Source organism: Salinimicrobium sp. WS361 (genome assembly GCF_050750585.1).
In the GTDB taxonomy this organism is placed as follows: Bacteria; Bacteroidota; Bacteroidia; order Flavobacteriales; family Flavobacteriaceae; genus Salinimicrobium.
In genome coordinates this window covers 1-24,876 of the sequence record NZ_JBOJLM010000015.1, presented here as the reverse complement: position 1 = coordinate 24,876, position 24,876 = coordinate 1, and the positions used below count along the sequence as shown (strand labels likewise).

18 protein-coding genes are annotated in these 24,876 nt (G+C 43.2%); 11 read left to right on the top strand and 7 right to left on the bottom strand.

Annotated elements, in window-relative coordinates; translation table 11 throughout:
• Positions 1-39 precede the first annotated feature (39 nt).
• Both ACQ93I_RS13810 and yidC read left to right on the top strand, forming a co-directional pair.
• Complete coding sequence (locus ACQ93I_RS13810) at positions 40-1,677, top strand: CTP synthase (protein ID WP_431698999.1); 1,638 nt, start codon at positions 40-42, stop codon at positions 1,675-1,677.
• A gap of 65 nt (positions 1,678-1,742) precedes the next feature.
• Entirely contained in the window at positions 1,743-3,581 is a 1,839-nt protein-coding gene (gene yidC, locus ACQ93I_RS13805) for a membrane protein insertase YidC (protein ID WP_431698998.1), read from the top strand.
• An 82-nt stretch (positions 3,582-3,663) separates the two neighbouring features.
• On the opposite strand, the gene ACQ93I_RS13800 is transcribed toward yidC, so the two are convergent.
• On the bottom strand, positions 3,664-4,638 hold the full coding sequence (locus tag ACQ93I_RS13800; protein ID WP_431698997.1) for a fasciclin domain-containing protein: 975 nt from the start codon (positions 4,636-4,638) through the stop codon (positions 3,664-3,666).
• Positions 4,639-4,857: 219 nt separating this feature from the next.
• Here ACQ93I_RS13800 and ACQ93I_RS13795 point away from each other — a divergent pair, with 219 nt between their 5' ends.
• The 4 genes from ACQ93I_RS13795 (at position 4,858) to ACQ93I_RS13780 (ending at position 8,219) form a co-directional block, all read left to right on the top strand.
• Positions 4,858-5,409 (top strand): toxin-antitoxin system YwqK family antitoxin, encoded by a 552-nt coding sequence (locus ACQ93I_RS13795; RefSeq protein WP_431698996.1) that lies wholly within the window; start codon positions 4,858-4,860, stop codon positions 5,407-5,409.
• Between the two features lie 59 nt (positions 5,410-5,468).
• The gene (locus ACQ93I_RS13790; RefSeq protein WP_345598186.1) at positions 5,469-5,870 is read left to right on the top strand and encodes a hypothetical protein; all 402 of its coding nucleotides are present in this window, start codon (positions 5,469-5,471) and stop codon (positions 5,868-5,870) included.
• Positions 5,871-6,018: 148 nt separating this feature from the next.
• Positions 6,019-7,206: a tRNA 2-thiouridine(34) synthase MnmA gene (gene mnmA / locus ACQ93I_RS13785; RefSeq protein ID WP_431698995.1), complete on the top strand. Its 1,188-nt coding sequence runs from the start codon at positions 6,019-6,021 to the stop codon at positions 7,204-7,206.
• Between the two features lie 23 nt (positions 7,207-7,229).
• Positions 7,230-8,219, top strand: a complete 990-nt coding sequence (locus ACQ93I_RS13780; protein ID WP_431699046.1) for an NAD(P)H-dependent flavin oxidoreductase — start codon at positions 7,230-7,232, stop codon at positions 8,217-8,219.
• Here ACQ93I_RS13780 and ACQ93I_RS13775 read toward each other — a convergent pair.
• From ACQ93I_RS13775 to guaA, 4 genes are read right to left on the bottom strand one after another with little or no spacing between them, the layout of a single operon-like run.
• A complete protein-coding gene (locus ACQ93I_RS13775) occupies positions 8,216-8,764 on the bottom strand; it encodes a DUF922 domain-containing protein (RefSeq protein WP_431698994.1) in 549 nt (182 codons plus the stop codon). The genes ACQ93I_RS13780 and ACQ93I_RS13775 overlap by 4 nt on opposite strands.
• Positions 8,742-9,158, bottom strand: a complete 417-nt coding sequence (locus tag ACQ93I_RS13770) for an OsmC family protein (protein ID WP_266070327.1) — start codon at positions 9,156-9,158, stop codon at positions 8,742-8,744. Before ACQ93I_RS13770 ends, ACQ93I_RS13775 begins: the two co-directional genes overlap by 23 nt.
• Positions 9,158-11,089: a LysM peptidoglycan-binding domain-containing protein gene (locus ACQ93I_RS13765; RefSeq protein ID WP_431698993.1), complete on the bottom strand. Its 1,932-nt coding sequence runs from the start codon at positions 11,087-11,089 to the stop codon at positions 9,158-9,160. The genes ACQ93I_RS13770 and ACQ93I_RS13765 overlap by 1 nt, the downstream gene beginning before the upstream one ends.
• Positions 11,090-11,099: 10 nt before the next feature.
• Positions 11,100-12,629 carry a glutamine-hydrolyzing GMP synthase gene (gene guaA, locus ACQ93I_RS13760; RefSeq protein WP_431698992.1) on the bottom strand — a complete coding sequence of 510 codons (1,530 nt, stop codon included), beginning with the start codon at positions 12,627-12,629 and terminating at the stop codon, positions 11,100-11,102.
• An 87-nt stretch (positions 12,630-12,716) separates the two neighbouring features.
• Here guaA and ACQ93I_RS13755 point away from each other — a divergent pair, with 87 nt between their 5' ends.
• Together ACQ93I_RS13755 and ACQ93I_RS13750 are read left to right on the top strand one after the other, a co-directional pair.
• Positions 12,717-13,442, top strand: coding sequence for an SIMPL domain-containing protein (locus ACQ93I_RS13755; protein WP_266070332.1), 726 nt, complete (start codon positions 12,717-12,719; stop codon positions 13,440-13,442).
• A gap of 196 nt (positions 13,443-13,638) precedes the next feature.
• Positions 13,639-14,352: a DUF2071 domain-containing protein gene (locus ACQ93I_RS13750; protein ID WP_431698991.1), complete on the top strand. Its 714-nt coding sequence runs from the start codon at positions 13,639-13,641 to the stop codon at positions 14,350-14,352.
• A gap of 1,055 nt (positions 14,353-15,407) precedes the next feature.
• Here the strand turns inward: ACQ93I_RS13750 and ACQ93I_RS13745 are convergent.
• Both ACQ93I_RS13745 and bshC read right to left on the bottom strand, forming a co-directional pair.
• Positions 15,408-16,772: a pyridoxal phosphate-dependent decarboxylase family protein gene (locus tag ACQ93I_RS13745; protein WP_266070365.1), complete on the bottom strand. Its 1,365-nt coding sequence runs from the start codon at positions 16,770-16,772 to the stop codon at positions 15,408-15,410.
• Positions 16,773-16,777: 5 nt separating this feature from the next.
• Complete coding sequence (gene bshC, locus ACQ93I_RS13740) at positions 16,778-18,397, bottom strand: bacillithiol biosynthesis cysteine-adding enzyme BshC (protein WP_431698990.1); 1,620 nt, start codon at positions 18,395-18,397, stop codon at positions 16,778-16,780.
• Positions 18,398-18,514: 117 nt separating this feature from the next.
• On the opposite strand from bshC, the gene ACQ93I_RS13735 reads away from it, so the two are divergent.
• Genes ACQ93I_RS13735 through ACQ93I_RS13725 form a run of 3 tightly spaced genes read left to right on the top strand, consistent with a single transcriptional unit; the run spans position 18,515 to position 24,817 of the window.
• Positions 18,515-20,998 carry a M14 family metallopeptidase gene (locus ACQ93I_RS13735; protein ID WP_431698989.1) on the top strand — a complete coding sequence of 828 codons (2,484 nt, stop codon included), beginning with the start codon at positions 18,515-18,517 and terminating at the stop codon, positions 20,996-20,998.
• A gap of 14 nt (positions 20,999-21,012) precedes the next feature.
• On the top strand, positions 21,013-21,966 hold the full coding sequence (locus tag ACQ93I_RS13730) for a calcium/sodium antiporter (protein WP_431698988.1): 954 nt from the start codon (positions 21,013-21,015) through the stop codon (positions 21,964-21,966).
• Positions 21,967-21,982: 16 nt separating this feature from the next.
• A complete protein-coding gene (locus ACQ93I_RS13725) occupies positions 21,983-24,817 on the top strand; it encodes a M16 family metallopeptidase (RefSeq protein ID WP_431698987.1) in 2,835 nt (944 codons plus the stop codon).
• Positions 24,818-24,876 lie beyond the last annotated feature (59 nt).

Here is a 24,876-nt window from a genome sequence, read left to right as displayed (position 1 = left end):
AGCGCCCTGAATAAAAAGACGCACAAACATCTCTCTACAATGGCTGAAACCAAGTATATCTTTGTCACCGGCGGCGTTTCCTCTTCGCTTGGAAAAGGCATAATTGCTGCTTCCCTGGCAAAATTACTGCAAGCGCGTGGATACAAGACCACTATTCAGAAACTGGATCCTTACATCAACGTTGACCCCGGTACGTTAAACCCTTATGAACACGGCGAATGCTACGTCACTGAAGACGGCGCCGAAACCGATCTCGACCTGGGGCATTACGAACGTTTTCTAAACGTGAATACCTCCCAGGCCAATAATGTTACCACCGGCCGCATCTACCAAAGCGTAATTGAAAAAGAGCGCCGCGGCGAATTTTTGGGGAAAACCGTACAGGTTATTCCGCACATCACCAATGAGATTAAGGAGCGTGTACAGCTACTTGGTAAGAACCACGAGTATGATATTGTGATCACCGAGATTGGCGGAACTGTGGGAGATATTGAATCCCTGCCGTACATTGAGGCGGTGAGGCAGTTAAAGTGGGAATTAGGAGATGACAATGCGCTGGTAATTCACCTTACGCTGGTTCCCTTTCTCTCGGCAGCGGGCGAACTTAAGACGAAACCTACCCAACACAGCGTGAAGACGCTCATGGAAAGCGGACTTAGGGCCGACATCCTGGTATGCCGTACCGAGCACGAACTCTCTGACGACATAAGACGCAAACTGGCACTTTTTTGCAACGTAAAACAGGAAGCTGTTATACAATCTATAGATGCTTCTACCATTTATGATGTGCCAAATATGATGCTGCAGGAAGGTCTGGACACAGTGACTTTGAAGAAACTGAACCTTCCCGATGACACCACACCAAACCTTACCCAGTGGAATGAATTTTTGAAGCGGCACAAGAATCCAAAACATGAAGTGACCATTGGCCTGATAGGTAAATATGTTGAACTTCAGGATTCTTACAAGTCTATTCTGGAAGCTTTTATTCACGCCGGTGCTGCAAATGAAGTGAAAGTAAAAGTAGAAAGCATTCATTCTGAATTTATCAACCAAAGCACTATACAGAACAAGATCTCTCACCTTGACGGAATTTTAGTTGCCCCCGGATTTGGAGAGCGCGGAGTTGAAGGAAAGATTGATGCCGTGCGTTTTGCAAGAGAGCACAAACTGCCTTTTTTGGGTATTTGTCTTGGGATGCAAATGGCAGTAATTGAGTTTGCCCGGAATGTACTACAACTTAAAAAGGCAAATTCTACAGAGATGGATCCTAACACACCTCACCCGGTGATTGACCTTATGAAGGAGCAAAAGGAAATTACGCACCTTGGTGGTACCATGAGGTTAGGCTCGTGGGAATGTACTATAAAAGATGATTCTACTGCCAAAGAAGTATACGGCACTAACCAAATCTTTGAAAGACACCGCCACCGCTACGAATACAACAATCAATACACCACCCAAATGGAATCTCACGGACTTAAAAGCACCGGAGTTAACCCAAAAACGAACCTGGTAGAGATTGTAGAAATAGAAGACCACCCATGGTTTGTTGGTGTGCAATATCACCCCGAATACAAAAGTACGGTTGCGAACCCGCACCCTCTTTTTATAGCTTTTATTAAAGCTGCAAAAGAATACTCACAGAAAAAAAATAATGCCAGCCTGGCACAATAGTCTTTTTTGGTCACAATTTTGACTGGCAATGACAGCGGAAAGATCCGCGTTTATTAATTTTTATAATGGAAGAAAAAAAATTAGATATTAATTCTTTAATAGGATTCCTTCTCATTGGGGGAATCCTGTTATGGATGTTGTATATGAATCCTTCGGCTCCCGAAGTTGTGGAAGAACCGGCAAATAATGAAGTTGTAGTCACTCCCGATGCGCAGGAAGAAGTGCCTCAGTACGATGCAGTACAGGAGACAGATTCGGCAGCGGTAGCCCGGGCAGCATCCAGGTTGGGTGCATTTGGATATTCGGCTACTTTACCTTCGGCTTCAGAGAATACTACTTCAGTTGAAAACGATGTTCTTGCTTTGAATTTTTCAAACAAAGGCGGATACCTTTCCGAAGCGAGAATGAAGAATTACAAGACCTTTGATTCTATTCCTGTTTATCTTATAAAAGATGATAATGCATCTTTTAACCTCAGTTTTTCAACTGTAAATGGCCGGGTACTGAATACAAAGGACCTTTATTTTGAGCCGACAGTAACCAAAAATGGGGACAACACCATTGTTTCGATGAAACTTAAGGTTTCTCCTGAAGAATTTCTTGAATACCGCTACGTGCTGAAGCCTGGCGAGTACATGATAGACTTTACGGTTAGATCACAAGGTTTAAATGACGTTCTAAACTCTTCGGCGCCTATAGTTCTCGATTGGAAACTTAAAGGATACAGGCATGCAAAAAGTATCACTTATGAGAACCGATACACCAAACTTGTATATGAGTATGATGGCGGAAACGATGATGAAGTGAACGACGGGGAAGATGAAGAAAAGGACATTTCTTATGTCGCTTATAAACAGCATTTCTTTACCTCGATATTACTTACTGACACTCCTTTTGAAACCGGAACATTTAAGGCAGAAAACCTTGTGGAAGATGAGGAAGTAGATACTTTATACACCAAGGCCTTTGCTTCCAGCATGCCGCTACAGCTTAACGGCGGGGAGCTTAATTACAACATGAACTGGTATTATGGCCCCAGTGATTATAAGATCCTTAATGATTACGACAGGAACCTTGATGAAATAATGCCTCTTGGATGGGGAATATTTGGCTGGATCAACAGGTATTTATTCATTCCTTTCTTTGCCTTTATCACCAATTACATGGGGTATGGAATAGCCATTATTGTAATGACTATTGCAATTAAACTTGTGCTCTCCCCTGTTCAATACAAGCAGTACCTGTCACAGGCAAAGATGAAGGTGTTAAGACCTGAGATCAACGAGCTCAACGAGAAGCACAAGGATAACCCAATGAAGAAGCAGCAGGAAACCATGAAGCTGTACAGTAAAGCCGGTGCCAGCCCAATGAGTGGATGTCTTCCTGCCTTAATGCAGCTGCCTGTGTTCTACGCGCTCTTCATGTTCTTCCCCAGTGCTTTTCAGTTAAGGCAAAAAGGCTTCCTATGGGCAGATGATCTTTCAAGTTATGATAAGATTGCGGAGCTTCCTTTTTATATACCTTTCTACGGAGATCACGTGAGTTTGTTTCCAATTCTCGCCTCTATTGCCATCTTTATCTATATGATGATGACCACCGGGCAAACGATGCAGAATGCGCAACAGCCGGGAATGCCTAACATGAAATTTATCATGTATCTTTCCCCGCTCTTTATGTTGATCTTCTTCAACAACTACGCAAGTGGACTTTCACTGTACTATTTGACTTCAAACCTTATTACTATTGGAATCATGCTGGTGATCAAAAACTTCATTATTGATGAAGACAAGATTCACGCACAAATCCAGGAGAACAAGAAGAAGCCTAAGAAACAGGGTAAATTTGCCCGCAAGATGCAGGAGATGATGGAGCAGGCAGAACAACAAAAGAAAGGAAAGAAATAACAGAGTTTATTTACCAATAAAAAAGAAGAGCCCGGGAATTTCCCGGGCTCTTCTACATTTAACCAACCACCAAAACAATTAATTACATAGCAGGTAACAAAACAGTATCAAGAACATGAACAACACCGTTATTGGCCTGTACATCTACAACTATTATATTTGCTGTTCTTCCGTTGGCATCGGTGATCATTGCCCCATTATCAAGGTCAATAGTGAACGACTGTCCCAAAAGCGTGGAAACTTCCATATCATCTGTAAGAGCCGATGATCTCACATTTGCCCCGGCCACTACGTGGTAGCTCAATACCGACGCCAAAACATCTTTAGGGATATCACTTAAAGAGTTCATCTCCAGTTCTCCAAGCAAAGCAGCAAAAGCATCATTGGTAGGCGCAAATACTGTAAATGGCGCGGGTGAACCAGTCTCCATAAGAGTAGAAACGAAAGTAAAATCATCTTCCCTGGTAAGTGCTGCCACTAAATTGTCAAAAGTAGGATCGGCAAGAGCAAAGGTCACCACGCTTGGTAAGCCAATCACTTCATCTACTGCATGTATAATTCCGTTATCTACCTCAATATCGGCTGCAGTCACAGTGGCTACTCCGTTGATCATAACCCCATTTTCTGTACTTATATACATAGAAAGGTTTTCTTCGGAAGCACTTCCGGTAGCCATACTTTCAATATAACCTGTAGAAAGATCGGCTGCCATAATTTCTCCCATTTGTACATGGTTGAGCAATACCTGGGTAAGCACGCCTACAGGAACATCAGCAAGGGTAGAGAATCCGTTGTCTGAGAGAAAAGCAGCGAATGCATCATTATCGGGTGCAAATACAGTATAATTTTGTGTTCCATCTAGCGTTGAAGTAAGACCGGTCACCTCGAGTGCCGCAGCAAGCGAAGAATAATCGTCATTTGACGCAACAAAGTCGGCTATAGTGTTAGTCTCCACAACCGGAACGGCAGTATCATCGTCATCATCGCTACAGGCTGTAAAAGCCAATACAAAAAATAGGCCCGCCGCTATTTTTTTTAAGTTTAATAAATCTTTCATTTGTAGTTTATTTTAAGTTACGATTCAAATCTAAAGTAAAAGAACAAACAATACTGTTTAAGTTTAGTTAATTTTTTTTAAACAAAAATATGTCAGTAACAATTAAATCATTCAGTGCCTTATACTTTATACTTTTATTGACATCCTCTGCCGTGGCTCAAACCTCGCCCAACACCTATGACAATAGAGGAGAGAAGCATGGAGAGTGGATAGAATATTATGACAACAATCAATCCCAACCTAAATTCGAGGGCAGATACGAACATGGAAAAAAGAATCGGATTGTTTAAATTTTATCAGGAAGGACTTAAACAACCTGTTGCCGTAATGAATTTTGACCCCAATTCTGAAAAGGTAGCAGCAAAATACCTGGCGCAGGATGGCAGCACTATAAGTGAGGGCGGATTTACTGGTCAACAACGCACTGGTACCTGGACCTACTACCACAAAGATTCGGATGCTGTTATGATGACAGAGCATTACGTGAACGGGGAATTACATGGGCAGAAGAAAATCTATTACGATAATGGCCAACTTGCCGAAGAAGCCACGTATAATAAAGGACAACTGGATGGCCCCCGAAAGCTATATTCTGTTAAAGGCGTTGTTCTTGAAGACCTGCTCTATAAAGCCGGTAAACTTCACGGCCCTGCAAAGATCTACAACGGCAAAGGCGAGCTTGTAAGCGAGGGGATTTATGAAAACGATAAACACCACGGCACCTGGAAATACTACGAAAACGGAAAACTTAAAGAAGAAAAAGAATTTTAAGCAATCCTCAAACATTTATAGATTTAATATATTTACCAAAACCCTAAAAAATGAACATTATGAAAAAGTTTTTAATCTTATTCTTATCGCTTGGAATTTTCAGCTTCACTTCATGTAGTGATGACGATGATGCAGCACCAACCCAAACCAGTATTGTAGACACCTGGGTACTTACCGCTGTAAGTCCACCGGTAATTGACCTGCAATGCCCTCAACCTTCTACTATCACCTTTACAGCTAATGGAACAGCAAGCTGGGAACTTTATGCAGCCAACAATGACTGTGTTCTGGAAGACAGCGAAGGTGCCTGGGAAAAAAAGTCTGATAACAATTACACCATCTACATTCCGAATCTTCAGGCAGTAAATGGCACTATTGACTTTGATGGTTCTGATAGTTTCACCTTTACCACCAACATATCTGGGGTGAATGCTGTCTTATCCTTTGACAGGCAGCTATAGACGGCCTCCAGCCAAAACAACATAAAAAGCAGCCCTGCCCGTTCTTCCAGTTCGGTCAGGGCTGCTCTCTTTCTACTCTCCAAAAGTGGCAAATTTTCTGTATTTTTGCAGCTTAATTCAAGACCTTTAAAAAGGGGAGAGAAAGATTATGAAAAGAGTAGTTGTAGGTTTATCTGGAGGGGTAGATTCAAGTGTTGCAGCCTATCTGTTAAAAGAGCAGGGCTATGAAGTTATTGGCTTGTTCATGAAGAACTGGCATGATGAAGGGGTAACAATTTCCAAGGAATGCCCTTGGCTGGACGATTCAAATGATGCCATGCTGGTAGCCGATAAACTCGGAATTCCGTTTCAAACCGTAGACCTTAGCGCCGAATATAAAGAACGTATCGTAGATTACATGTTCAACGAATATGAACGTGGCCGCACACCAAATCCCGATGTACTTTGTAACAGAGAAATCAAGTTTGATGTCTTCATGAAGATTGCACTATCCCTGGGTGCCGATTATGTTGCAACAGGTCATTATTGTCGCAAGGGAGAAACGCAGGTTGATGGTAAAACGGCTTTTCAACTGCTTGCGGGAAAAGATAAGAACAAAGATCAATCATATTTTCTTTGTCAGCTTTCACAGGAGCAACTTGCAAAAACGCTGTTCCCTATAGGAGAACTTCAAAAAGGTGAAGTACGAAAAATTGCTGCGGAACAGGATCTTGTTACTGCTGAAAAAAAGGACTCACAAGGACTTTGTTTTATCGGGAAAGTAAGACTTCCGGAATTCCTTCAGCAGAAGTTGCAACCTAAAGAAGGTGACATCGTAGAAATTCCTGCTTCAGAAGAAAAATTTCAGTCTGAAACCAAAGAATTTCAGAATAAACTGGAAGAGCTACAATTCATGTCCCGTAAATATTCATACCAACCTTCCGAAGGTAAAAAAGTGGGGCGTCACCAGGGGGCTCATTATTTCACTAAAGGGCAACGAAAAGGTCTTGCCGTGGGTGGTACCCCCGAACCGCTTTTCGTAATTGAAACCGATGTGAAAGAAAACGTGATCTACACCGGACAGGGAAAAGACCACCCCGGAATTTACCGTCGCGGCCTCTTTATTTCTCCCGATGAGATACACTGGGTGCGGCCCGATTTAAAGCTGGAGACAGATGAAGAAATGCCTGTAAAGGCCAGAATTCGTTACCGGCAGGAACTTCAGGAGGCAAGGCTTTACCAAACAGAGCACGGCCTCTATATTATTTTTGACAAAGCACAACCTTCTATCACCGAAGGCCAGTTTGTGGCCTGGTACCGGGAAGATGAATTAATAGGTTCAGGAGTAATTTCTTAATTTCGCAAAAGAACTTTTCAACCCTGTCAGGGTTCCAAACCCCTGACAGGGTTTTATCTAACCTTACTATGACCAACAACAGGATCACCCAACTCTTCAACATAAAATATCCCATTGTACAAGCCGGAATGATCTGGGCGAGCGGCTGGAAACTCGCCAGTGCCGTTAGCAATGAAGGAGGACTGGGAATTATTGGTGCAGGCTCTATGTATCCTGAAGTTCTTAGGGAACACATCCAAAAATGTCAAAAAGCCACCTCCTTTCCTTTTGCCGTGAATGTTCCCATGCTCTACCCCAACCTGGAACAGATCATAGAGATCATCATTGAAGAAGGAGTGAAAATTGTCTTTACCTCTGCCGGAAACCCGAAAACCTGGACTCCCTATCTACAGGAAAAAGGAATCAAAGTGGTTCATGTGGTAAGCAGCGTGAAATTTGCCCTTAAAGCTGAAGCCGCCGGTGTAGATGCAGTGGTAGCTGAAGGTTTTGAAGCCGGAGGCCACAATGGCAGGGATGAGACCACCACTTTTACCTTAATTCCCATGGTTAGGGAACAAATCAAAATTCCGCTTATAGCTGCAGGAGGTATTGCCACCGGCCGTGGAATGCTGGCCGCGATGGTTCTGGGAGCCGATGCCGTGCAGGTGGGCAGCAGGTTTGTTGCCTGCAATGAAGCTTCATCTCATCCAAACTTTAAGGAAATGGTAGTGCAGGCCAAAGAAGGAGATACTGTTCTTACTCTAAAAGAACTCGCTCCTGTAAGGTTATTGAAAAACCGCTTTTTTGAGCAGGTAACCGAGCTGTATGCTACAAGCCCTACAAAAGACCAACTCATTGAACTGCTGGGACGCGCAAGAGCTAAAAAAGGCATGTTTGAAGGAGATCTAGAGGAAGGAGAACTGGAAATAGGACAGATTTCGGGATTGATTCATGACATCAAACCTGCAGCCGAAATTATTCAGGATATGCTCAAAGAATTTGAAGCAGCCAAAGCCGAGGTCGCCAGCTTTTAAGAAGAGAATTCTTCCAGCTTTTTCAATTCTTCGTTAACCAATATTTGCCACTTGAGCTGGGCTTCTTTATTCATACTGTGCCCTGTCTCTCTGTCAAATTTATCCTGCATTAGGGCCCGCTCCTTTTCAACATTTTTATAGATCTCCTGCAAAGAAGATTTTACCTCCCTGCTCTTTTTGAAATCAAATTCCACCATCGCTTTCCGAAGCTTTCGTGCGTGTAGTTCTGTGATATCAAAGTGCAGCTGCTCATGAGCTAGCAGGTGGACAGAATTACTGTCTTTCACCCACGATCTCTTCGGATTGAAAAATGATTCTACTTCAAATTGATATTCTTTACCTAAAACAGAAGTCTTAAGCGACCAGGAGTATGAGATGCCCGAACTGGTATTTGCAGAAAAAGGGCTGTTAGGATCTGGTGGGGCCTGAAAATTTTCCCAGGTGAGAACATTTTCCTCCCATCCTATCTTTTCTTCCGGCACCTGAGCCTGCGCTCCTAAAGAGGCTAAAAGAATTAAAAGACTACTTAGAAATGGTATTTTCATAGTGGAAACTAATGTCCAGGACGATATCGGGATGCAGGCTGTACAGCACCGGACATGTCTTTGCTGCACGCTCCAGGATCTTCCTGTTTTTCTCATCATAGGAAGCCGGAAAGCTAAGTTCAACTTTTATGCCTGAAATTCTTCTTGGATCTGCAGCCATAGTTTTTGTGATCCCGGCAGTGGTTCCTTCTACATTAATACCCAGATCTCTGGCCTTAATACCAATAATGGTCATCATACAGCTCCCCAGGGCTGTGGCGACCGTATCGGTGGGAGAAAAAGCCTCTCCCCTTCCCTCATTGTCTACGGGCGCATCTGTAATAAAGGTATTACTGCTTTGTAAATGTTCACACTGGGTTCTTAGATCGCCCAGATAAGTTACTTTTGAAGTCATTATCTAACTACTTTTAAATTGAGGTCCCTTCCGTAGGATAAGATATAAACCGAGTTATTGATATAGCCGCCATCGGGACGTACTTCGTAACTGAATTTATTTTCTACATACTGGGTAGTGCTGTCTGTCTTTAACGACTCATAGAGATTTTCTGCCGAAGCCAGCCTTAACAGAACATCATAAGTCACATCAAAACCTCTTACTGCAGCAGCATTTGGCACTACACCATACTTTTCGACATATTTCTCAATAAAAGCCCGGTTCTTTTCAGGATCAAAATTACGATCAACAGAAGGGTAATGGAAATTGAGTTTCCCCAAATGACTATTGGAAATATTATCACTTTCAAAAGACTTATTCCTGTCGGTTGTCAACAGCGTGATCTTGTATGCATCGGCAATAGAATTGAGGTATGAAGTGGCATTGCTCAATACACCAATCTTGCTCGACTCCAGGATGATCCAGTTAGGACGGGTTTTATCCAGAGCACCTGCAACCTGAGCCTGATTGATGGAACCACCTTCTGAGGGCGTTACCAATCTGGCAGCGGGAAAAGCAGCAGAAAGCCGTCTCCTGTTCTCGGCTGCGCTTCCGTCGGCAATGATCACAAGGTTCTTACCTGCAGAATTTTCTGAAATAAATGAGATCATCGCTTCACGCAGCATCTCGTCTGTAGGACGGGTTTGCAGGTAATTATCGAGAGCGGTAATTTGATTTTTTGAAAGAGGGGAAACCACAGGAATATTCTTTCGCTCCAGGCCTCTGGCGGCTGTTTCTACGGTAGACTGTAAAAGTGGCCCGATCACAGCATCAACATTATCAAAATTTTGGGTGTTGAGCAGCAAATTAACCTTTCCGGGATTTTGCTCGGTATCCAATACAGTAAGATCTGTAGAGATTCCCAAAGTCTTAGCCGAATCTACTGCCATTAAAACTCCGGTGTAGAAATCGAGGGACAACTGCATCACCTGGTCTTTCTTAATTCTTTCGGCATAATTATCAGATGTGTCGGTAACTACAAGTTTATTCTTGTTGAACGGCAACATCACCACCAGGTTCTTTGTCTTATTGTTATTGATCTTACGCTCCAGGTTCACGTATTCTTCAGACTCATATTCACCAACACCTTCAGCAAGCCCAATATTTGGAATTTTAAGCACCATACCCGATTTTAATCCGTCGGCAAGTGCCGGGTTTAGAGACACCAATGAATCGCGACTTATTCCGAAGCGACGCGTAAGACTAAAAATAGTCTCCTGTGGCTGCACCTGGTAGTACTTGAAAAGTTTACCATCTACATCAACCACTTTCTCGACATTTCCATTCCTAACCGTGATCACCATCCCCGGTTGCAGGTTCTGCATGTTTGGATTAAGCCTTTGCAAATCGGCAATGGTAATGTTGTATTTCCTGGAAATGCCGTAAAGGGTTTCCTGCGGAAGCACCACGTGCTCCTTCACACTTAGATCAAATATATTTGAAGGCGAGGGTGAAGGATTAGGATTGTTGGCTATTGCGGCAGGTGTACTTTTAGGAATCCTGATCTTTTCTCCCCTGCGAAGTTCTTCGGAATAAAGATGTTTATTGAATCTTTTAATGTCTTCAATACTCACATTATACTCCTGTGAAAGACTAAAAAGTGTCTCTTTCCGCTTCACGCGATGAGTCACAAATTTTTGATCTTCCTGTGCTGAAGCCTGTATATCTTCATCCCTACCGCTATTAAGGGGCACTACCAGTTTTCCATCAGGTTGTATCCCGCGACGGGCATCGGGGTTGTACCTAAAGAGCGTTTCTTCAGAAATATTGTATTGCCTTGCAATTTCCGCTGTTGTTTCCCCTCTCTTTACAATGTGGTATTTATACTCTTGTGCAAAAGCCTGAACAGCGAACATTTGCAAAAAGAGAAAAAGAACTGCAATTTTTTTCATAGATCATTGTTTATTCCCACTCAATAGTGGCAGGCGGTTTAGAACTTATGTCGTACACTACCCTATTAACGCCTTTAACTCTGTTAATTATTGTATTGGAGGTCTTTTGTAAAAAGTCGTATGGTAGATTCACCCAGTCGGCCGTCATTCCATCGGTAGATTCAACTGCACGCAGGGCAACTACTTTTTCATAGGTTCTTTCATCTCCCATTACTCCTACCGAGTTCACTGGCAAAAGAATTGCTCCTGCCTGCCAAACCTTGTCATATAACTCCCATTCTTTTAATCCATTTACAAAAATGGCATCCACCTCCTGTAAAATACGAACTTTTTCGGGAGTGATGTCGCCAAGAATCCTAATCGCCAGGCCGGGGCCGGGGAACGGATGTCTTCCCAAAAGTTCCTTATCGATCTCCAGCTCTGCTCCTACTCTTCTCACCTCATCCTTGAACAACATTCTCAACGGCTCCACAACCTTGAGCTTCATATAAGCAGGTAAACCGCCCACATTGTGGTGAGATTTGATGGTCACCGAAGGCCCGTTCACCGAGACAGATTCAATAACATCGGGATAAATGGTTCCCTGTGCCAGGTACTTCACATCTTTTATGCGGTGAGCCTCATCGTCAAATACATCAATAAATGTCTTTCCTATCGCCTTACGTTTCCCTTCAGGGTCTGAGATTCCTGCCAGAGCATCCAAAAAACGTGCCGAAGCATCTACTCCTTTTACGTTAAGCCCCATATGCTTGTACTGGTCAAGCACGCTTTCAAATTCATTTTTTCTAAGCAAACCATTATTTACGAAGATGCAGTAAAGGTTCTTACCAATGGCTTTATGAAGAAGTACGGCGGCAACGGTAGAATCTACGCCTCCGCTTAACCCCAGCACTACTTTATCATCTCTTATTTGTTTCTTAAGGTCGGCCACCGTCATGTCTACAAAAGCTTCCGGAGTCCATTCCTGTTCAACTTTTGCGATGTTCACAAGGAAGTTTTCCAAAAGTTGTTTTCCATCTGTTGAGTGATAAACTTCGGGGTGGAATTGGATGGCATAAGTTTCTTCCCCATCAATGCGGTAAGCGGCATTCAGTACATCTGGTGTACTTGCCAGCCTCACCCCATTCTCGGGCAATTCTTTAATGGTATCACTGTGGCTCATCCATACCTGTGAGTTTTCAGTAATATCAGCAAACAAGGCTTCATCATCTTTGATCACCGAAAGATTTGCGCGACCATATTCTCTTATTTCTGAAGCTTCCACTTTTCCACCGTTAAAGTGTGCGAGATATTGCGCTCCATAACATACGGCAAGAACCGGAAGCTGCTTTCTGATCTTTGAAAGATCGGGGTGTGGCGCATCTTCTGCTCTCACAGAAAAAGGGCTTCCCGAAAGTATTACAGCTTTAAAACTGGAAAGATCATTTGGAATCTTGTTGAAAGGGTGGATCTCGCAGTAAATATTGAGTTCTCGAACCCGGCGGGCAATCAATTGTGTGTATTGAGAGCCAAAATCTAAGATAAGGACGTTGTTGTGCATGCGCAAAAATAGGAATTTGAGGTAAAATTAACCCCTGTGCCGACTTATTTTATATCTTTAAACTTAAAATCGTTCAGTTTACCCCCTATGAAATACATTGCTCCCATCTTCGTATCGGTCGCCATAGTACTGGCCGCCTACATTGCCGGTAATTTTTATCTCAAAAGAGCCACTCCCCCCGGAGTCATCGCAGTAACGGGATCGGGAAGTGAAGATTTCACTTCAGACCTTATTGTGTGGGAAGGGACGTTTTCTCAAACCAGCATGGAGCTACAGGCTGCTTTTGAAAGGCTCAATGCAGACAAAGAAACCGTAAGACAGTACCTCATTTCAAAAGGCATAGATGAGAAGAATATCGTCTTCAATTCGGTAAAGACTACCGAGCTTAGAGAGGCACAATACCAGAACGGCAATTATGTAGGAGAAATCTTTAAGGGCTACCAACTTCAGCAAACCGTAAAAATTGAATCTACAGATGTGCCAATGGTCGAAAAAGTATCACGGGAGATCACCGAACTTCTCCAAAAAGGGGTGCAGTTCAATTCTACTCCTCCCCGCTACTACTACACAAAATTAAGTGACCTCAAGATCCAGATGATCTCGGCCGCCACAGAAGATGCCCGCATAAGAGCCGAAAAAATTGCCCAAAACAGCGGTAGCGAACTGGGATCTTTGCGCAGTGCCGATCTTGGCGTTTTCCAGATCATTGGACAGAACAGTGGCGAAAGCTTTACCTGGGGCGGCGCCTATAACACTGCCGATAAGAAGAAAACAGCCTCAGTGACCATGAGGCTGGAATTTGAAATAGACTAAGAATATATCATCTTTAACTGGTAAAAATACCTTCTGAAAATGACATTTTTGGAAGCTATTTTTCTTTAATCTTCAGCTCTTTCCTGAAAGTTTTATGCTGAAGGATTTAACTTTCCAGAAATTCTAATTTTTTCCCAAACTGACTAATTTCCTCTTATCCTTTCGATATTTTTGGGTAAACCCATTAATACAAACCATGAAACTGCATATTTCTTCTGAATTTCGGAAGGTTGCCCTTATAAATTACGCTATTCCTGCTGAAGTAGTGGAGAAATACCTGCCAAAGCACACAAAACCCGATTTTCTCAACGGATTGTGCATGATAAGCCTGGTCGGCTTTCAGGTGAATAAACTGAAGGTGGCCGATGTAAAATTGCCATTTTTGAAGGATTTTGAAGAAATTGATCTTCAAATTTATGTCCGCCGTTTTGATGGTGCAAAATGGCAAAAAGGAGTGGTGGTTATACACCGGATCTTAGAGCAACCGGGCTCTGCCATATTGGCCAATACCATCTTCAAGACAAACTATCATGCTCTCCCCACAAATAGTGCTGTAGAGGAGACACAGGAAGATATTAAAATGATTTATTCCTGGCAGTACAATGATCTACAGCAAAAATTTTGGGTGCGAAGTAACCGTCTCGCAGGACCATACAATAAGGATAGTGAAGCGGCATTCTTTCTTGATCGTCCTTTTGGATACCTTCAATCGGGGGAAAAGACCTACGAATATGGGCTCAATCACGTGGACTGGCATCTTTACAGTGTAGAAGAATATTCCGTTGACGTCGATTTCTCCCGGCAGTTCGATCCTGCGTTTAATATTCTCAATTCCCAAACCCCGCATTCGGTGATCTTTACAGAAGGCTCAACAGTTGAGATTGGGGAGAATGTGGAGGTTACTTCTTGAGATGTGAGATAAAATTTCTCGCAGAGAGCGCAAAGAACTTTCGCAGAGGCCGCTAAATCACCGAAAATATTCAAATGCCAGAATTGTCAAATTTCATTTTCCCGCAGATCACGCAGATTTCCGCAGAGAATAAAAAGACATCCATGAGTATCCGTGGCTTTAAATTAAATATCCCCACATCTTCAAATTAACATATCATCAAATTTTCAGATCAATTTTTCCCGCAGATTTCGCAGATCAAAAAGACACTAGTGTATCCGTGGCAATTAAGCTACAGGATCTAATTTCACACGAAGAACACGAAGGTTCAAATAAGCTCACAAAGAGATTCCGTAAAGAACTCTAAAAACAGAAAATCTGTGTATCTGTGGCTTTTAAATTCACGATCCCAAAAATCTTCAAATTCTCAAATCAACGAATCATCAAATCAATTTTTCCCGCAGATTCCCGCAGATTAAACTACAGGATGCAATTTCACACTAAGAGCACGAAGGTTCAAATAAGCTCACAAAGAGATTGCGTAAAGAACTCTATCAATAGAACATCTGTGTATCTGTGGCTTTTAAATTCACGATCCCAAAAATCTTCAAATTCTCAAATCAACGAATCATCAAATCAATTTTTCCCGCAGATTCCCACAGATTAAACTACAGGATGCAATTTCACACTAAGAGCACAAAGGTTCAAAAAAGCACACAAAGAGATTGCGTAAAGAACTCTAAAAATAGAATATCTGTGTATCTGTGGCTTTTAAATTCACGATCCCAAAATCTTCAAATTCTCAAATCAATTTTCCCGCAGATTTCGCAGATTCCCGCAGATTAAACTACAGGATCTAATTTCACACTAAGAGCACGAAGGTTCAAATCAGCTCACAAAGAGATTCTGTAAAGAACTCTAATAATAGAACATCTGTGTATCTGTGGCTTTTAAAACACGGTTCCCAACCTCTCGACTCCGCTCGAGGTGACATGACCGCTCTACTCCGCTCGAGGTGACCTGGTTTCCACTTGAATCTAATCCCGAATCCTGAACTTTAAATTTTGAATTTAGAATTATTTCATCGTTTCCAAAATAGCATCAATATCGGCTTCGGTGGTTTCGGGATTGATGAAACAGAAACGTGAAATAGTTTCTCCCTTCCACTTCGTGGGTGTCACTAAAGCCATACCTGATTTGTGATTTCTATAGGTCCAGTCGCGGTACTCGTCGGGAGTCCAGCCTTTTCTTCGGAATAAAACTACTGATAAACTCGCTGGCCTTACCAGTTCAAGGTTGTCATCCTGCTCAATCTTTTCCGCAGCAATCCTCGCAAGCTCGATCCCTTTTTCAATGGCAGTGGTATACTTATCGGTTCCGTGCATTGCCAGGGAAAACCATAAAGGCATTCCGCGGACCCTCCGGGTAAGCTGGATCTGATAATCGGAAGGGTTAAAGCCATCTGCACCTCCATCTTTAAAGATCTCGAGGTAAGCCCCTTTTTGTGAATGGGCTTCGGCGGCCAGGCTCATATCCTTATAAAGAATAGCCCCACAGTCATAGGGTGAAAAAAGCCATTTATGAGGATCTATCGTAATACTGTCGGCCCTTTCAATTCCGTTGAAAAGTTGGCGTACAGAAGGTGCGGCAAGTGCGCCGCCACCATAAGCAGCATCTACATGAAACCAGATCCCTTCTTTTTCACAAACATCGGCAATAGAATCCAGCTCATCTATGATTCCGGCATTGGTAGTTCCACCGGTAGCTGCCACTGCAAAAAGCCTTTTTCGGTCCTTCTCTTCGAGCTCATCAATAGCCGATTGTAACGCATGCCCTCGCAGGTTTTCATCGGGACAATCGATCATCACCACATCGGCATCCATCACTTTAGCCATTGCCTGAATTGAGGAATGGGCGCCATTTGAAGTGAGCAACAAAGCCCGCACTCCAATATTGGCCGCATCTTTCTTTCTCCAGGCTTCGCGCGCTGTAACAAGTCCCGAAAGGTTTGCGGCTGTCCCACCACTGGTGAATACTCCAAAAGACTCTTTTGGCAGCCCTGTAAGGGAAACCAGCCACTTCATGGCTTGATTTTCACAGAAGATCCCACCGGCACCTTCCATCCAGTAAGCACCGTGAATACTGGAAGCCGAGGTTACAAGGTCGAACATAATAGCTGCACGTGTAGGCGCAGCCGGCACAAAGGCTAAATGGCGAGGGTGATCTATAGGCACGGTAGCCTTCACCAAAATATCCCGAAACATTTTAAAAGCAACTTCTCCCCCAATACCTTTTGGCGTGACAGTTTCTCCAATCTTTTCAAACAGCTCCTCTTCTCTTTGGGGAGAACCCAGCTCGGGCGTAACATTTGAGATACGGTCAACAGTATATTTCATTACATCGAGCGTCATTTCAACAAGATCGATGTCTATCTTATGCATTTTCGTCATAGCGAAATAATATCAAATTTTAATTCAAGTGGTTGTAGGCTGTCCAGCAGGGCAGGAATGAGAGCATCTCCATATTCAAGATAAAACTCTGAGAAATTATGATGCCTTTCCTGAAGCCCTTTGCCGGGAAATAATTCATTTTGCAGACTTGCAATTCTTGAAACCTCATCTTCAAGCTTTTTTTTCTGGGCTTTTAGCAGCCGTTTTTCCAGGTGATCAAGGCCTTTAAGCTGTTTCACCTCCTGCGCTTTTACAGCATTCAGGAAAGATTTATCAGTTTGTTCGGCCAGGATGTACATTTCCTGAAATTGTTTCACCAAATGCTCTTTTTGAGAGGAAAAGTCGATGTCTATATTGGAAATCCTTCTTACTTTCCGGTTGATCAATTCATGAGACTTCAGGAAAAGCTCGGATAAAGAGATGTTCAGTTTTTGCCTTTTTTGATCCTGCTTTTCTGTTTGAAGCAAGGCCGAATTACGAATCAGAAGTATTGGAAAAGTCACATCTACCTCTTCAAAAAGCTGTTTTAGCTGAAACCAGTACGCCAGTTCACCGCCGCCGCCAATGTAACACAGGTTTGGCAAAATCACTTCCTGATACAACGGGCGAAGCAAAACATTGGGGCTAAATTTCTCGGGATTTTCCTCGATAAACTGCTCCAATTCTTCGCGGGTCCAGGAAATCTCCTGGTCGTGGACAAAGAACTTTCCGTCTCTTTCAATGATGCGCTCCCGCATACCTTCCTGCATGTAAAACAGGTTGATCTCACGCGGATTCACCTGCACCGGGTAACCTTCTTTCTCTAAAGCTTCAGTTTGTTGCTGAACACTATTAAAAGAAACCTGCTCAAAAAGCTCATTTTTGACAGGTGAAATGTACAACCTCTTTAGCTCGGGCTCATGGGCGTCAAGAATGACAAGCCCCTGCTCTTTAAAAAGTTCATTTGCCAGGTAACGGGTGGCATCGGCAAGATTATCGTGCTCTAAATATGCTTTTTTAAACCATTCTTTGAGCTGCTGTGCATTTTTGCTACTCCCAATTTCAGCTGAAAAAAGTTCAAAGACATCTTCAAGACCATCGGTAGGCATTTCTCCCACAGGTCCGCCGGTCTTCTTTGATTTTGGCGGATTCCATTGAAATTTCTTTCCGTGGAGATGGAAAAAACTGATCTCTTCAAAGTCATGATCTTCGGTCGCCATCCAGTACACCGGCACAAAATTGTATTCCGAATACTCTTTTTTAAGATCGGCCGCAAGATTTATAGCGGATACGATCTTGTAAAGAAAATAAAGCGGACCGGTAAAAAGGTTGAGCTGATGCCCTGTTGTCACGGTAAAAGTGGTGTCTTTCTCCAAAAGATCAATGTTCGAAAGACTTGCTTCAGAAGCATTTATATTTTGATATTGACGCTTCAGGGTTTTGACAAGAACGGCACGTTTTTCGCTTCCGCCGTGGCTGCTGAAGTTCTCTTTTTTTGAAAGGATCTGCTTTCCGAAGTTATTGAGGTCAGGGAAAAGCCCGTAAAACTGCTTAACATTCTCTTTTTGATCCAGATAATCGGTTACTAATGAAGTAAAGTAGTTCGTTTCCCGATACGAAAGAGAATTTTTCTGCATTGAAATGAATTTTCGCAAATATACAATTAAGAGCGTTGGCGGTAAAATCAATAAAAAGATATTGAGAACGATAAAGTTTTATATTTACCTCTAATTTGAAAAATGAGATTTTCCCCTATGAACAAAATTACGGCTTTATTCACAGCACTTTTACTGAGTTTTCAGTTAGCTTTTGCGCAACAATCTCCCGAAGAATTTCTAGGTTACCCACTGGGCACCAGTTTCACGCCTCACCACAAAGTGGTTGAATATTTTAAACACGTGGCGGAAAATTCGCCACTTGTGCAGTTCCAAAAATACGGAGAAACCTATGAAGGCAGACCTCTTACCTATGCCGTTATTTCTACAGAAGAAAACCTGCAAAACCTGGAGCAGATACGCCAAAGCCACCTTCAGAATGCCGGTTTAACTGAAGGCACTTCTTCTTCAGCTGCCAAAAAAGGCATTGTATGGCTTAGTTATAATGTTCACGGAAATGAAGCTTCGAGTACAGAAGCGGCCATGAAGACCATATATGAACTGGTAACCAAAAGGCAGGACTGGTTACAGGACTTGGTGGTGATCATGGATCCTGTCGTGAATCCCGATGGCCGGGACCGTTATGTGAACTGGTATAAGCAGGTAAAGGCCACGCCATCTAATACCTCACCCATGGCTGTAGAGCACAATGAGCCCTGGCCGGGAGGACGCCCCAATCATTATCTTTTTGACCTTAACCGTGACTGGGCCTGGGCTACTCAAACAGAGACAAGACAACGCCTGGAAATTTACAACAAATGGATGCCTCACATTCACGTAGATTTTCATGAACAGTACAAAAATGCTCCTTATTATTTCGCACCTGCCGCCGAACCGCTGCACGATGTGATCACACCTTTTCAGAAGGAATTTCAGAAAGAAATAGGATTGAATCACGCCCGCTATTTTGATAAAGAAGGCTGGCTCTATTTTACAAAAGAAAGCTTTGATCTCCTCTATCCCAGCTATGGGGACACCTACCCTACTTATATGGGAGCTATAGGAATGACCTATGAACAGGCAGGGCATGCCGGGCTTGCTGTTGAGACCGATCACGGATATGTACTTACCCTGGTGGACCGGGTACAGCATCACCACACCACCGGACTCTCTACAGTAGAAATTGCCGCACAGAATGTGGAGCGACTTAATGCTGAATTTTCAAAGTTTTACGACAACAGCGGAAAAAATGCAGTGAATTACGTCTTAACCGGGCATCAGGACAAGCTGGACCTGCTAAAGGAATTACTTGACCGGCATGAGATCGAATATGCAATGGCACAACCTGCGAAAGTAAAAGGATATAATGCTCTTGAACAAAAGAAGAGAACTGTGGATGTTGATCAAAATTCACTGGTAGTAAGTACAGCCCAACCAAAAGGCAAGATGGTACGCGTGCTTATGGAACCTTCTACCAACCTGGCCGATTCCCTCACTTATGATATCACTGCATGGAGCCTGCCCTATGCTCATGGCCTGGATGTTTTGAGCACCCAGTCTTCAGTTTCAGGTCTTGATGCTAAGGATACCACCGCAATAAATAACACTCCTGCTCCAGCAGCGGCGGCTTACATTTCTGGCTGGGACAGCATGAAAGACGCAAGATTCCTCACAGCACTTCTTGAAGCGGGGATCATGGTGAGATTTACTGAGACAGCTTTGGAGAATTCCGGAAAAAAATTCGCCCCGGGTAGTCTTATTATCACAAAAAGCGACAACCGAAACAAAGAGGATTTTGATTTACTTCTTGCCAGGATTGCAAACGAACACGGAAGAGAACTCACTGTAACCAACACCGGATTTTCAACCTCGGGACCCGATTTTGGCTCATCACAAGTAAAGATTATAAACACGCCCAGAATTGGCATTTTAAGAGGGGAAGGAACCTCTTCCCTTAACTATGGAGAGTTGTGGTATTTCTTTGAACGGGAACTCAATTATCCTGTCACCTCTATTGATACAGGATATTTTGGGAACGTTGACCTTACAAAGCTCGATGTCATCATACTTCCCATAGGCAGTTACAGTGATCTTTTTGATGAAGAAGGATTAGCAAAACTTACAGATTGGGTGAAGAACGGCGGAAAAGTGATTGCCATTGGCAACGCTTTAAAAACCTTCGCCGGAAATGAGGATTTTTCCCTGAAGCAGAATGAGAAAAAAGAAACCGACAGTATTTCAAAACCAAACCTGGTGCCTTATGCTCAAAGGGAAAGAAATGAGATTAAGGATCTTATAACCGGAAGCATCATAAAAACCAGGATGGACGAAACTCATCCCATGGCTTTTGGATATGAAGACACCTACCTCAGCTTAAAATTAAGTAGTGATAGTTACAGTCTTTTAAGTGACGGCTACAACGTAGGTTACCTGGAGGAATCCCCCGAGATCGTCGCCGGATTTGTTGGAAGTGAAGCTAAAGAGAAGATCAGGAATTCGCTGACCTTTGGAGTAGAACCTATGGGCGAGGGAAGTTTTATATACCTGGTTGACAATCCGTTGTTCCGGGCCTTCTGGCAAAATGGAAAACTTCTTTTCGTGAACTCCATCTTCCTGGTTGACAATAGTGAAATAACTAACTAATAAAATAAATATTCATGCTAATAGATATTCTTCTTTTACTGGTAGGCTTTGTAGCCCTTATCTACGGAGCGAACTTTTTGGTTGATTCCGCTTCAAGCCTTGCAGCTCGATGGGGGGTTCCAAGTATCGTGATTGGGCTTACCATTGTTGCTTTTGGAACCTCGGCCCCAGAGCTCGTGGTGAACGTTTTTGCGGCGACCACAGGGAGTACAGATATGGTGCTGGGCAACGTGCTGGGAAGTAACATTTTTAACGTGCTTGGAATCCTGGGGATCTCTGCCCTAATTTATCCGCTAACGGTAAAGAGCAATACGACCTGGATCGAAATTCCGCTGAGTTTACTGGCGGCAATTTGTGTATTTGTTGTAGCCTCAGACGTTGTTCTTGACGGCGCAACCACAAATCTTATCTCCCGAAGTGAAGGAATTGTACTCCTGCTGTTCTTTCTCATCTTTCTCGTTTACAACCTTATGGTTGCAAAAAGTGGTGGCGCCGATGAGGAGATGGAAACCAAAGATTATTCGGTAGGAAAAGCCGTTTTATTCATTGCTCTCGGCCTCGCCGGGCTCATCATTGGGGGGCGCCTTATTGTTACCAGTGCGGTAAGTATTGCTGAAGTTATTGGCCTTTCAGAAAGAGTAATTGGTTTAACCGTAGTTTCTATTGGAACTTCCCTGCCCGAACTTGCAACTTCTGTTATTGCAGTGAGAAAAAAGAATGTTGATATTGCCATTGGAAACGTGGTTGGTTCGAACATTTTCAACATCTTCCTCATCCTGGGAATTTCGGGGACTATTGTTCCTCTTGGTATAAACCCTGATTCCTTTTTTGATATTATGGTGAACATGGTTACCGGATTACTGCTCTTTATTTTTGTATTTACAGGAAAAGGCCGCAGCATTGAGCGTTGGGAAGGCGCTGTGTTTGTAATCGGGTATATTGCCTATGTCACCTATCTCGTAATTTAATTCTGAACAAGTTCAAATGAAGTCATCACTTAAGTCTTTTTTATTCGCATTCCTGCTGGTTGTGCTATCAGGAAATGCACGGGCTCAGCAAACTGCTGAAGCTCCCGGTTTTGAAGTAGAGTTCGAAACCTTTACCCTTGATAACGGGTTGAAAGTAATTTTTCATGTAGACCAGTCAGATCCTGTAGTGGCGGTTGCGCTTACCAGTCACGTAGGTTCGGCACGAGAAAAGCAGGGACGTACCGGATTTGCGCACCTTTTTGAGCACCTTCTTTTCCTGGAATCGGAGAACCTTGGAAAGGGCGGACTCGATAAGCTAAGTGCCCGCATTGGCGGCAGCGGCGCAAACGGTTCTACCAGCCGCGACCGTACCAATTATTTTCAAACAGTGCCAAATGATGCACTCGAAAAGATGATTTGGGCAGAAGCCGACAAACTGGGTTATTTTATTAATACGGTTACAGAACCTGTACTTGCCAAAGAAAAGCAGGTTGTGAAAAACGAAAAAAGACAGCGGGTAGATAACCAGCCTTACGGCAACACCATGTATGTTATTGACAAAAATCTCTATCCAAAAAACCATCCTTACAACTGGCAGGTAATTGGTTCCCTGGAAGACCTTCAAAATGCCACACTTGAAGATGTAAAAGAGTTCTTCAATCAATGGTACGTGCCCAACAATGTGGTACTCACTATTGCCGGTGACTTTGATACAGCACAGGCAAAACAATGGGTAGAGAAATATTTTGGAGAGATCAAAAGAGGGCCTGAAATTAAGGATCTTGAGAAGAGACCTGCGAATTTGCAGCAGACAAAAAAGCTGTACTATGAAGATAATTTTGCGCAACTACCCGAATTGACCATGGCCTGGCCATCGGTTCCTTCTTACCACAAAGACTCTTATGCTCTTGAAGTTTTGGCCAATTATCTTTCTGAAGGAAAAAATGCTCCTTTTTATAAGGAACTGGTGGCAAACAAGAAGTTGACCCCCAATGTACAGATGTTCAATTACACCTCTGAACTTGCCGGTCAATTCATGCTGCAGGTGAGAGCTTATGACGGTACAGACCTTGACAAAGTGCATTCGGCTGTAGAAGAGACCTTCCGGAAATTTGAGAAAGAAGGAATTTCAGAAAAAGATCTAAAACGAATAAAAGCGGGGCAGGAAACGGCATTTTACAATAGCCTTTCGAGCGTACTGGGAAAAGGTTTTCAGCTGGCCCAATATGAGATCTTTGCCAATGATCCTAATATGATCAATCAAGAGATCAACTACATTCTCGCAGTGACCCCGCAGGATGTGATGAGAGTTTATAAGAAGTACATTCAGAATAAACCCTTTGTAGCTACCAGTTTTGTTCCGGAAGGACAAAAGGAACTGGCGCTGGAAAATTCTGTTGCGGCCGAAGTTGAAGAAGAAGAGATCGTGATGGGAGCCGAGCAGGAATTCAATCTGGAAGAAGAAGTTACTTACAACAGGACCCCTTCCAGTTTCGACCGAACTGTAGAACCTCCTTACGGGCCGTCACCACAAGTAAAAGTTCCTGAAATTTGGGACCAAAAACTGGAAAGCGGACTCGAGGTCTATGGCATCAACAATTCTGAAGTGCCGCTGGTGCAATTTATTCTTGAGATCAAAGGAGGCATGCTGCTGGAAGACCCGTCTAAAATTGGTGTTTCCAATCTCCTGGCTAATATGCTTACAAAAGGTACTAAGAACCGCAGCCCGCAGGAGCTGGAAGAAGCCATTGAATTATTGGGTGCCGACATTCGGGTAAACGCTACCGATGAAAAAATGATCATTAGCGGTAGCACCCTTGCTAAGAATTTTGAAGCAACAATGAACCTTGTAGAGGAAATCCTTCTACAGCCCAGGTGGGATGAAGAAGAATTTGCCCTAGCGAAACAACAGGTGATAAACCGGATTCAGCAGCAAAAAGCCTCTCCAGATTATACTGCTTCCAACGAATTTAGAAAGCTCATTTACGGTGAAAACCACATTTTGTCCCACAACAACCTGGGAACCGAAAGTACGGTAGAAGCTATCAGCCTTCAGGATCTAAAGGATTATTATGCCAGGAACCTCTCCCCTCACCTGGCTTCTTTCCTGGTGGTTGGAGATATTGAGAATGAAGCAGTAGTTGCCGAATTAAAAGATATTACTGAAAACTGGAGTGTCAAAAATGTCATTTTTGAAGACCTTCCGGCAGTACTTCCTCCCGCTGAATCTAAGGTATATTTCTATGACGTTCCGGGGGCCAAGCAATCGGTATTACATATAGGCTATCCGGCTTTGGCAGAGACCGATGAAGATTTCTTTCTGGCCACGGTGATGAATTACCGGCTTGGTGGCGGAAGTTTTGCTTCCCAGCTCACCCAGGAACTTAGGGAAGGCAAAGGTTACACCTATGGCATCCGTTCCGGGTTCAACGGCAGCACTTTTACCGGTCCTTTTCTTATTTCGAGCGGCGTGCGTTCAAATATCACTTTTGAAGCCGTTGACCTCGTGAAGCAAATACTTCGGAATTATCCTGAAAACTTCAATGAACAGGATCTGGAGGTAACCAAAGGCTTTATGATAAAGAGCAACGCCCGAAAGTTTGAAACTATGGGATCAAAACTTCAAATGCTCCAGGAAATAAGCAACTATGATAAACCTATGGACTACGCTCTGCAACAGGAAGAGATCGTGAGAAACATCACTGTTCCGGAAATTAAGGCTCTGGCCCAAAAATATGTCAATCCCGATAAGATGTATTACCTCATTGTAGGTGATGCGGCTACCCAGCTCGATCGTCTGGAAGATCTGGGCTTTGGTGAACCGGTACTTTTAAATCCTTCTGAAAAATAGCATTTTTGGAACCTCTTGAAAATGTCATTTTTGAAACCTCTTGAAAATGTCATTTTTGA

Excerpts from the sequence above, each read along its gene's own strand:
- ACQ93I_RS13750 (WP_431698991.1), top strand. The coding sequence starts at position 13,639 with ATGAAACTGCATATTTCTTCTGAATTTCGGAAGGTTGCCCTTATAAAT.
- ACQ93I_RS13810 (WP_431698999.1), top strand. The coding sequence starts at position 40 with ATGGCTGAAACCAAGTATATCTTTGTCACCGGCGGCGTTTCCTCTTCG.
- ACQ93I_RS13770 (WP_266070327.1), bottom strand. The coding sequence starts at position 9,158 with ATGACTTCAAAAGTAACTTATCTGGGCGATCTAAGAACCCAGTGTGAA.
- ACQ93I_RS13800 (WP_431698997.1), bottom strand. The coding sequence starts at position 4,638 with ATGAAAGATTTATTAAACTTAAAAAAAATAGCGGCGGGCCTATTTTTT.
- bshC (WP_431698990.1), bottom strand. The coding sequence starts at position 18,397 with ATGCAGAAAAATTCTCTTTCGTATCGGGAAACGAACTACTTTACTTCA.
- ACQ93I_RS13730 (WP_431698988.1), top strand. The coding sequence starts at position 21,013 with ATGCTAATAGATATTCTTCTTTTACTGGTAGGCTTTGTAGCCCTTATC.
- ACQ93I_RS13755 (WP_266070332.1), top strand. The coding sequence starts at position 12,717 with ATGAAATACATTGCTCCCATCTTCGTATCGGTCGCCATAGTACTGGCC.
- ACQ93I_RS13745 (WP_266070365.1), bottom strand. The coding sequence starts at position 16,772 with ATGCATAAGATAGACATCGATCTTGTTGAAATGACGCTCGATGTAATG.
- guaA (WP_431698992.1), bottom strand. The coding sequence starts at position 12,629 with ATGCACAACAACGTCCTTATCTTAGATTTTGGCTCTCAATACACACAA.
- ACQ93I_RS13795 (WP_431698996.1), top strand. The coding sequence starts at position 4,858 with ATGACAACAATCAATCCCAACCTAAATTCGAGGGCAGATACGAACATG.
- ACQ93I_RS13790 (WP_345598186.1), top strand. The coding sequence starts at position 5,469 with ATGAAAAAGTTTTTAATCTTATTCTTATCGCTTGGAATTTTCAGCTTC.
- ACQ93I_RS13775 (WP_431698994.1), bottom strand. The coding sequence starts at position 8,764 with ATGAAAATACCATTTCTAAGTAGTCTTTTAATTCTTTTAGCCTCTTTA.
- mnmA (WP_431698995.1), top strand. The coding sequence starts at position 6,019 with ATGAAAAGAGTAGTTGTAGGTTTATCTGGAGGGGTAGATTCAAGTGTT.
- ACQ93I_RS13725 (WP_431698987.1), top strand. The coding sequence starts at position 21,983 with ATGAAGTCATCACTTAAGTCTTTTTTATTCGCATTCCTGCTGGTTGTG.
- yidC (WP_431698998.1), top strand. The coding sequence starts at position 1,743 with ATGGAAGAAAAAAAATTAGATATTAATTCTTTAATAGGATTCCTTCTC.
- ACQ93I_RS13765 (WP_431698993.1), bottom strand. The coding sequence starts at position 11,089 with ATGAAAAAAATTGCAGTTCTTTTTCTCTTTTTGCAAATGTTCGCTGTT.
- ACQ93I_RS13735 (WP_431698989.1), top strand. The coding sequence starts at position 18,515 with ATGAACAAAATTACGGCTTTATTCACAGCACTTTTACTGAGTTTTCAG.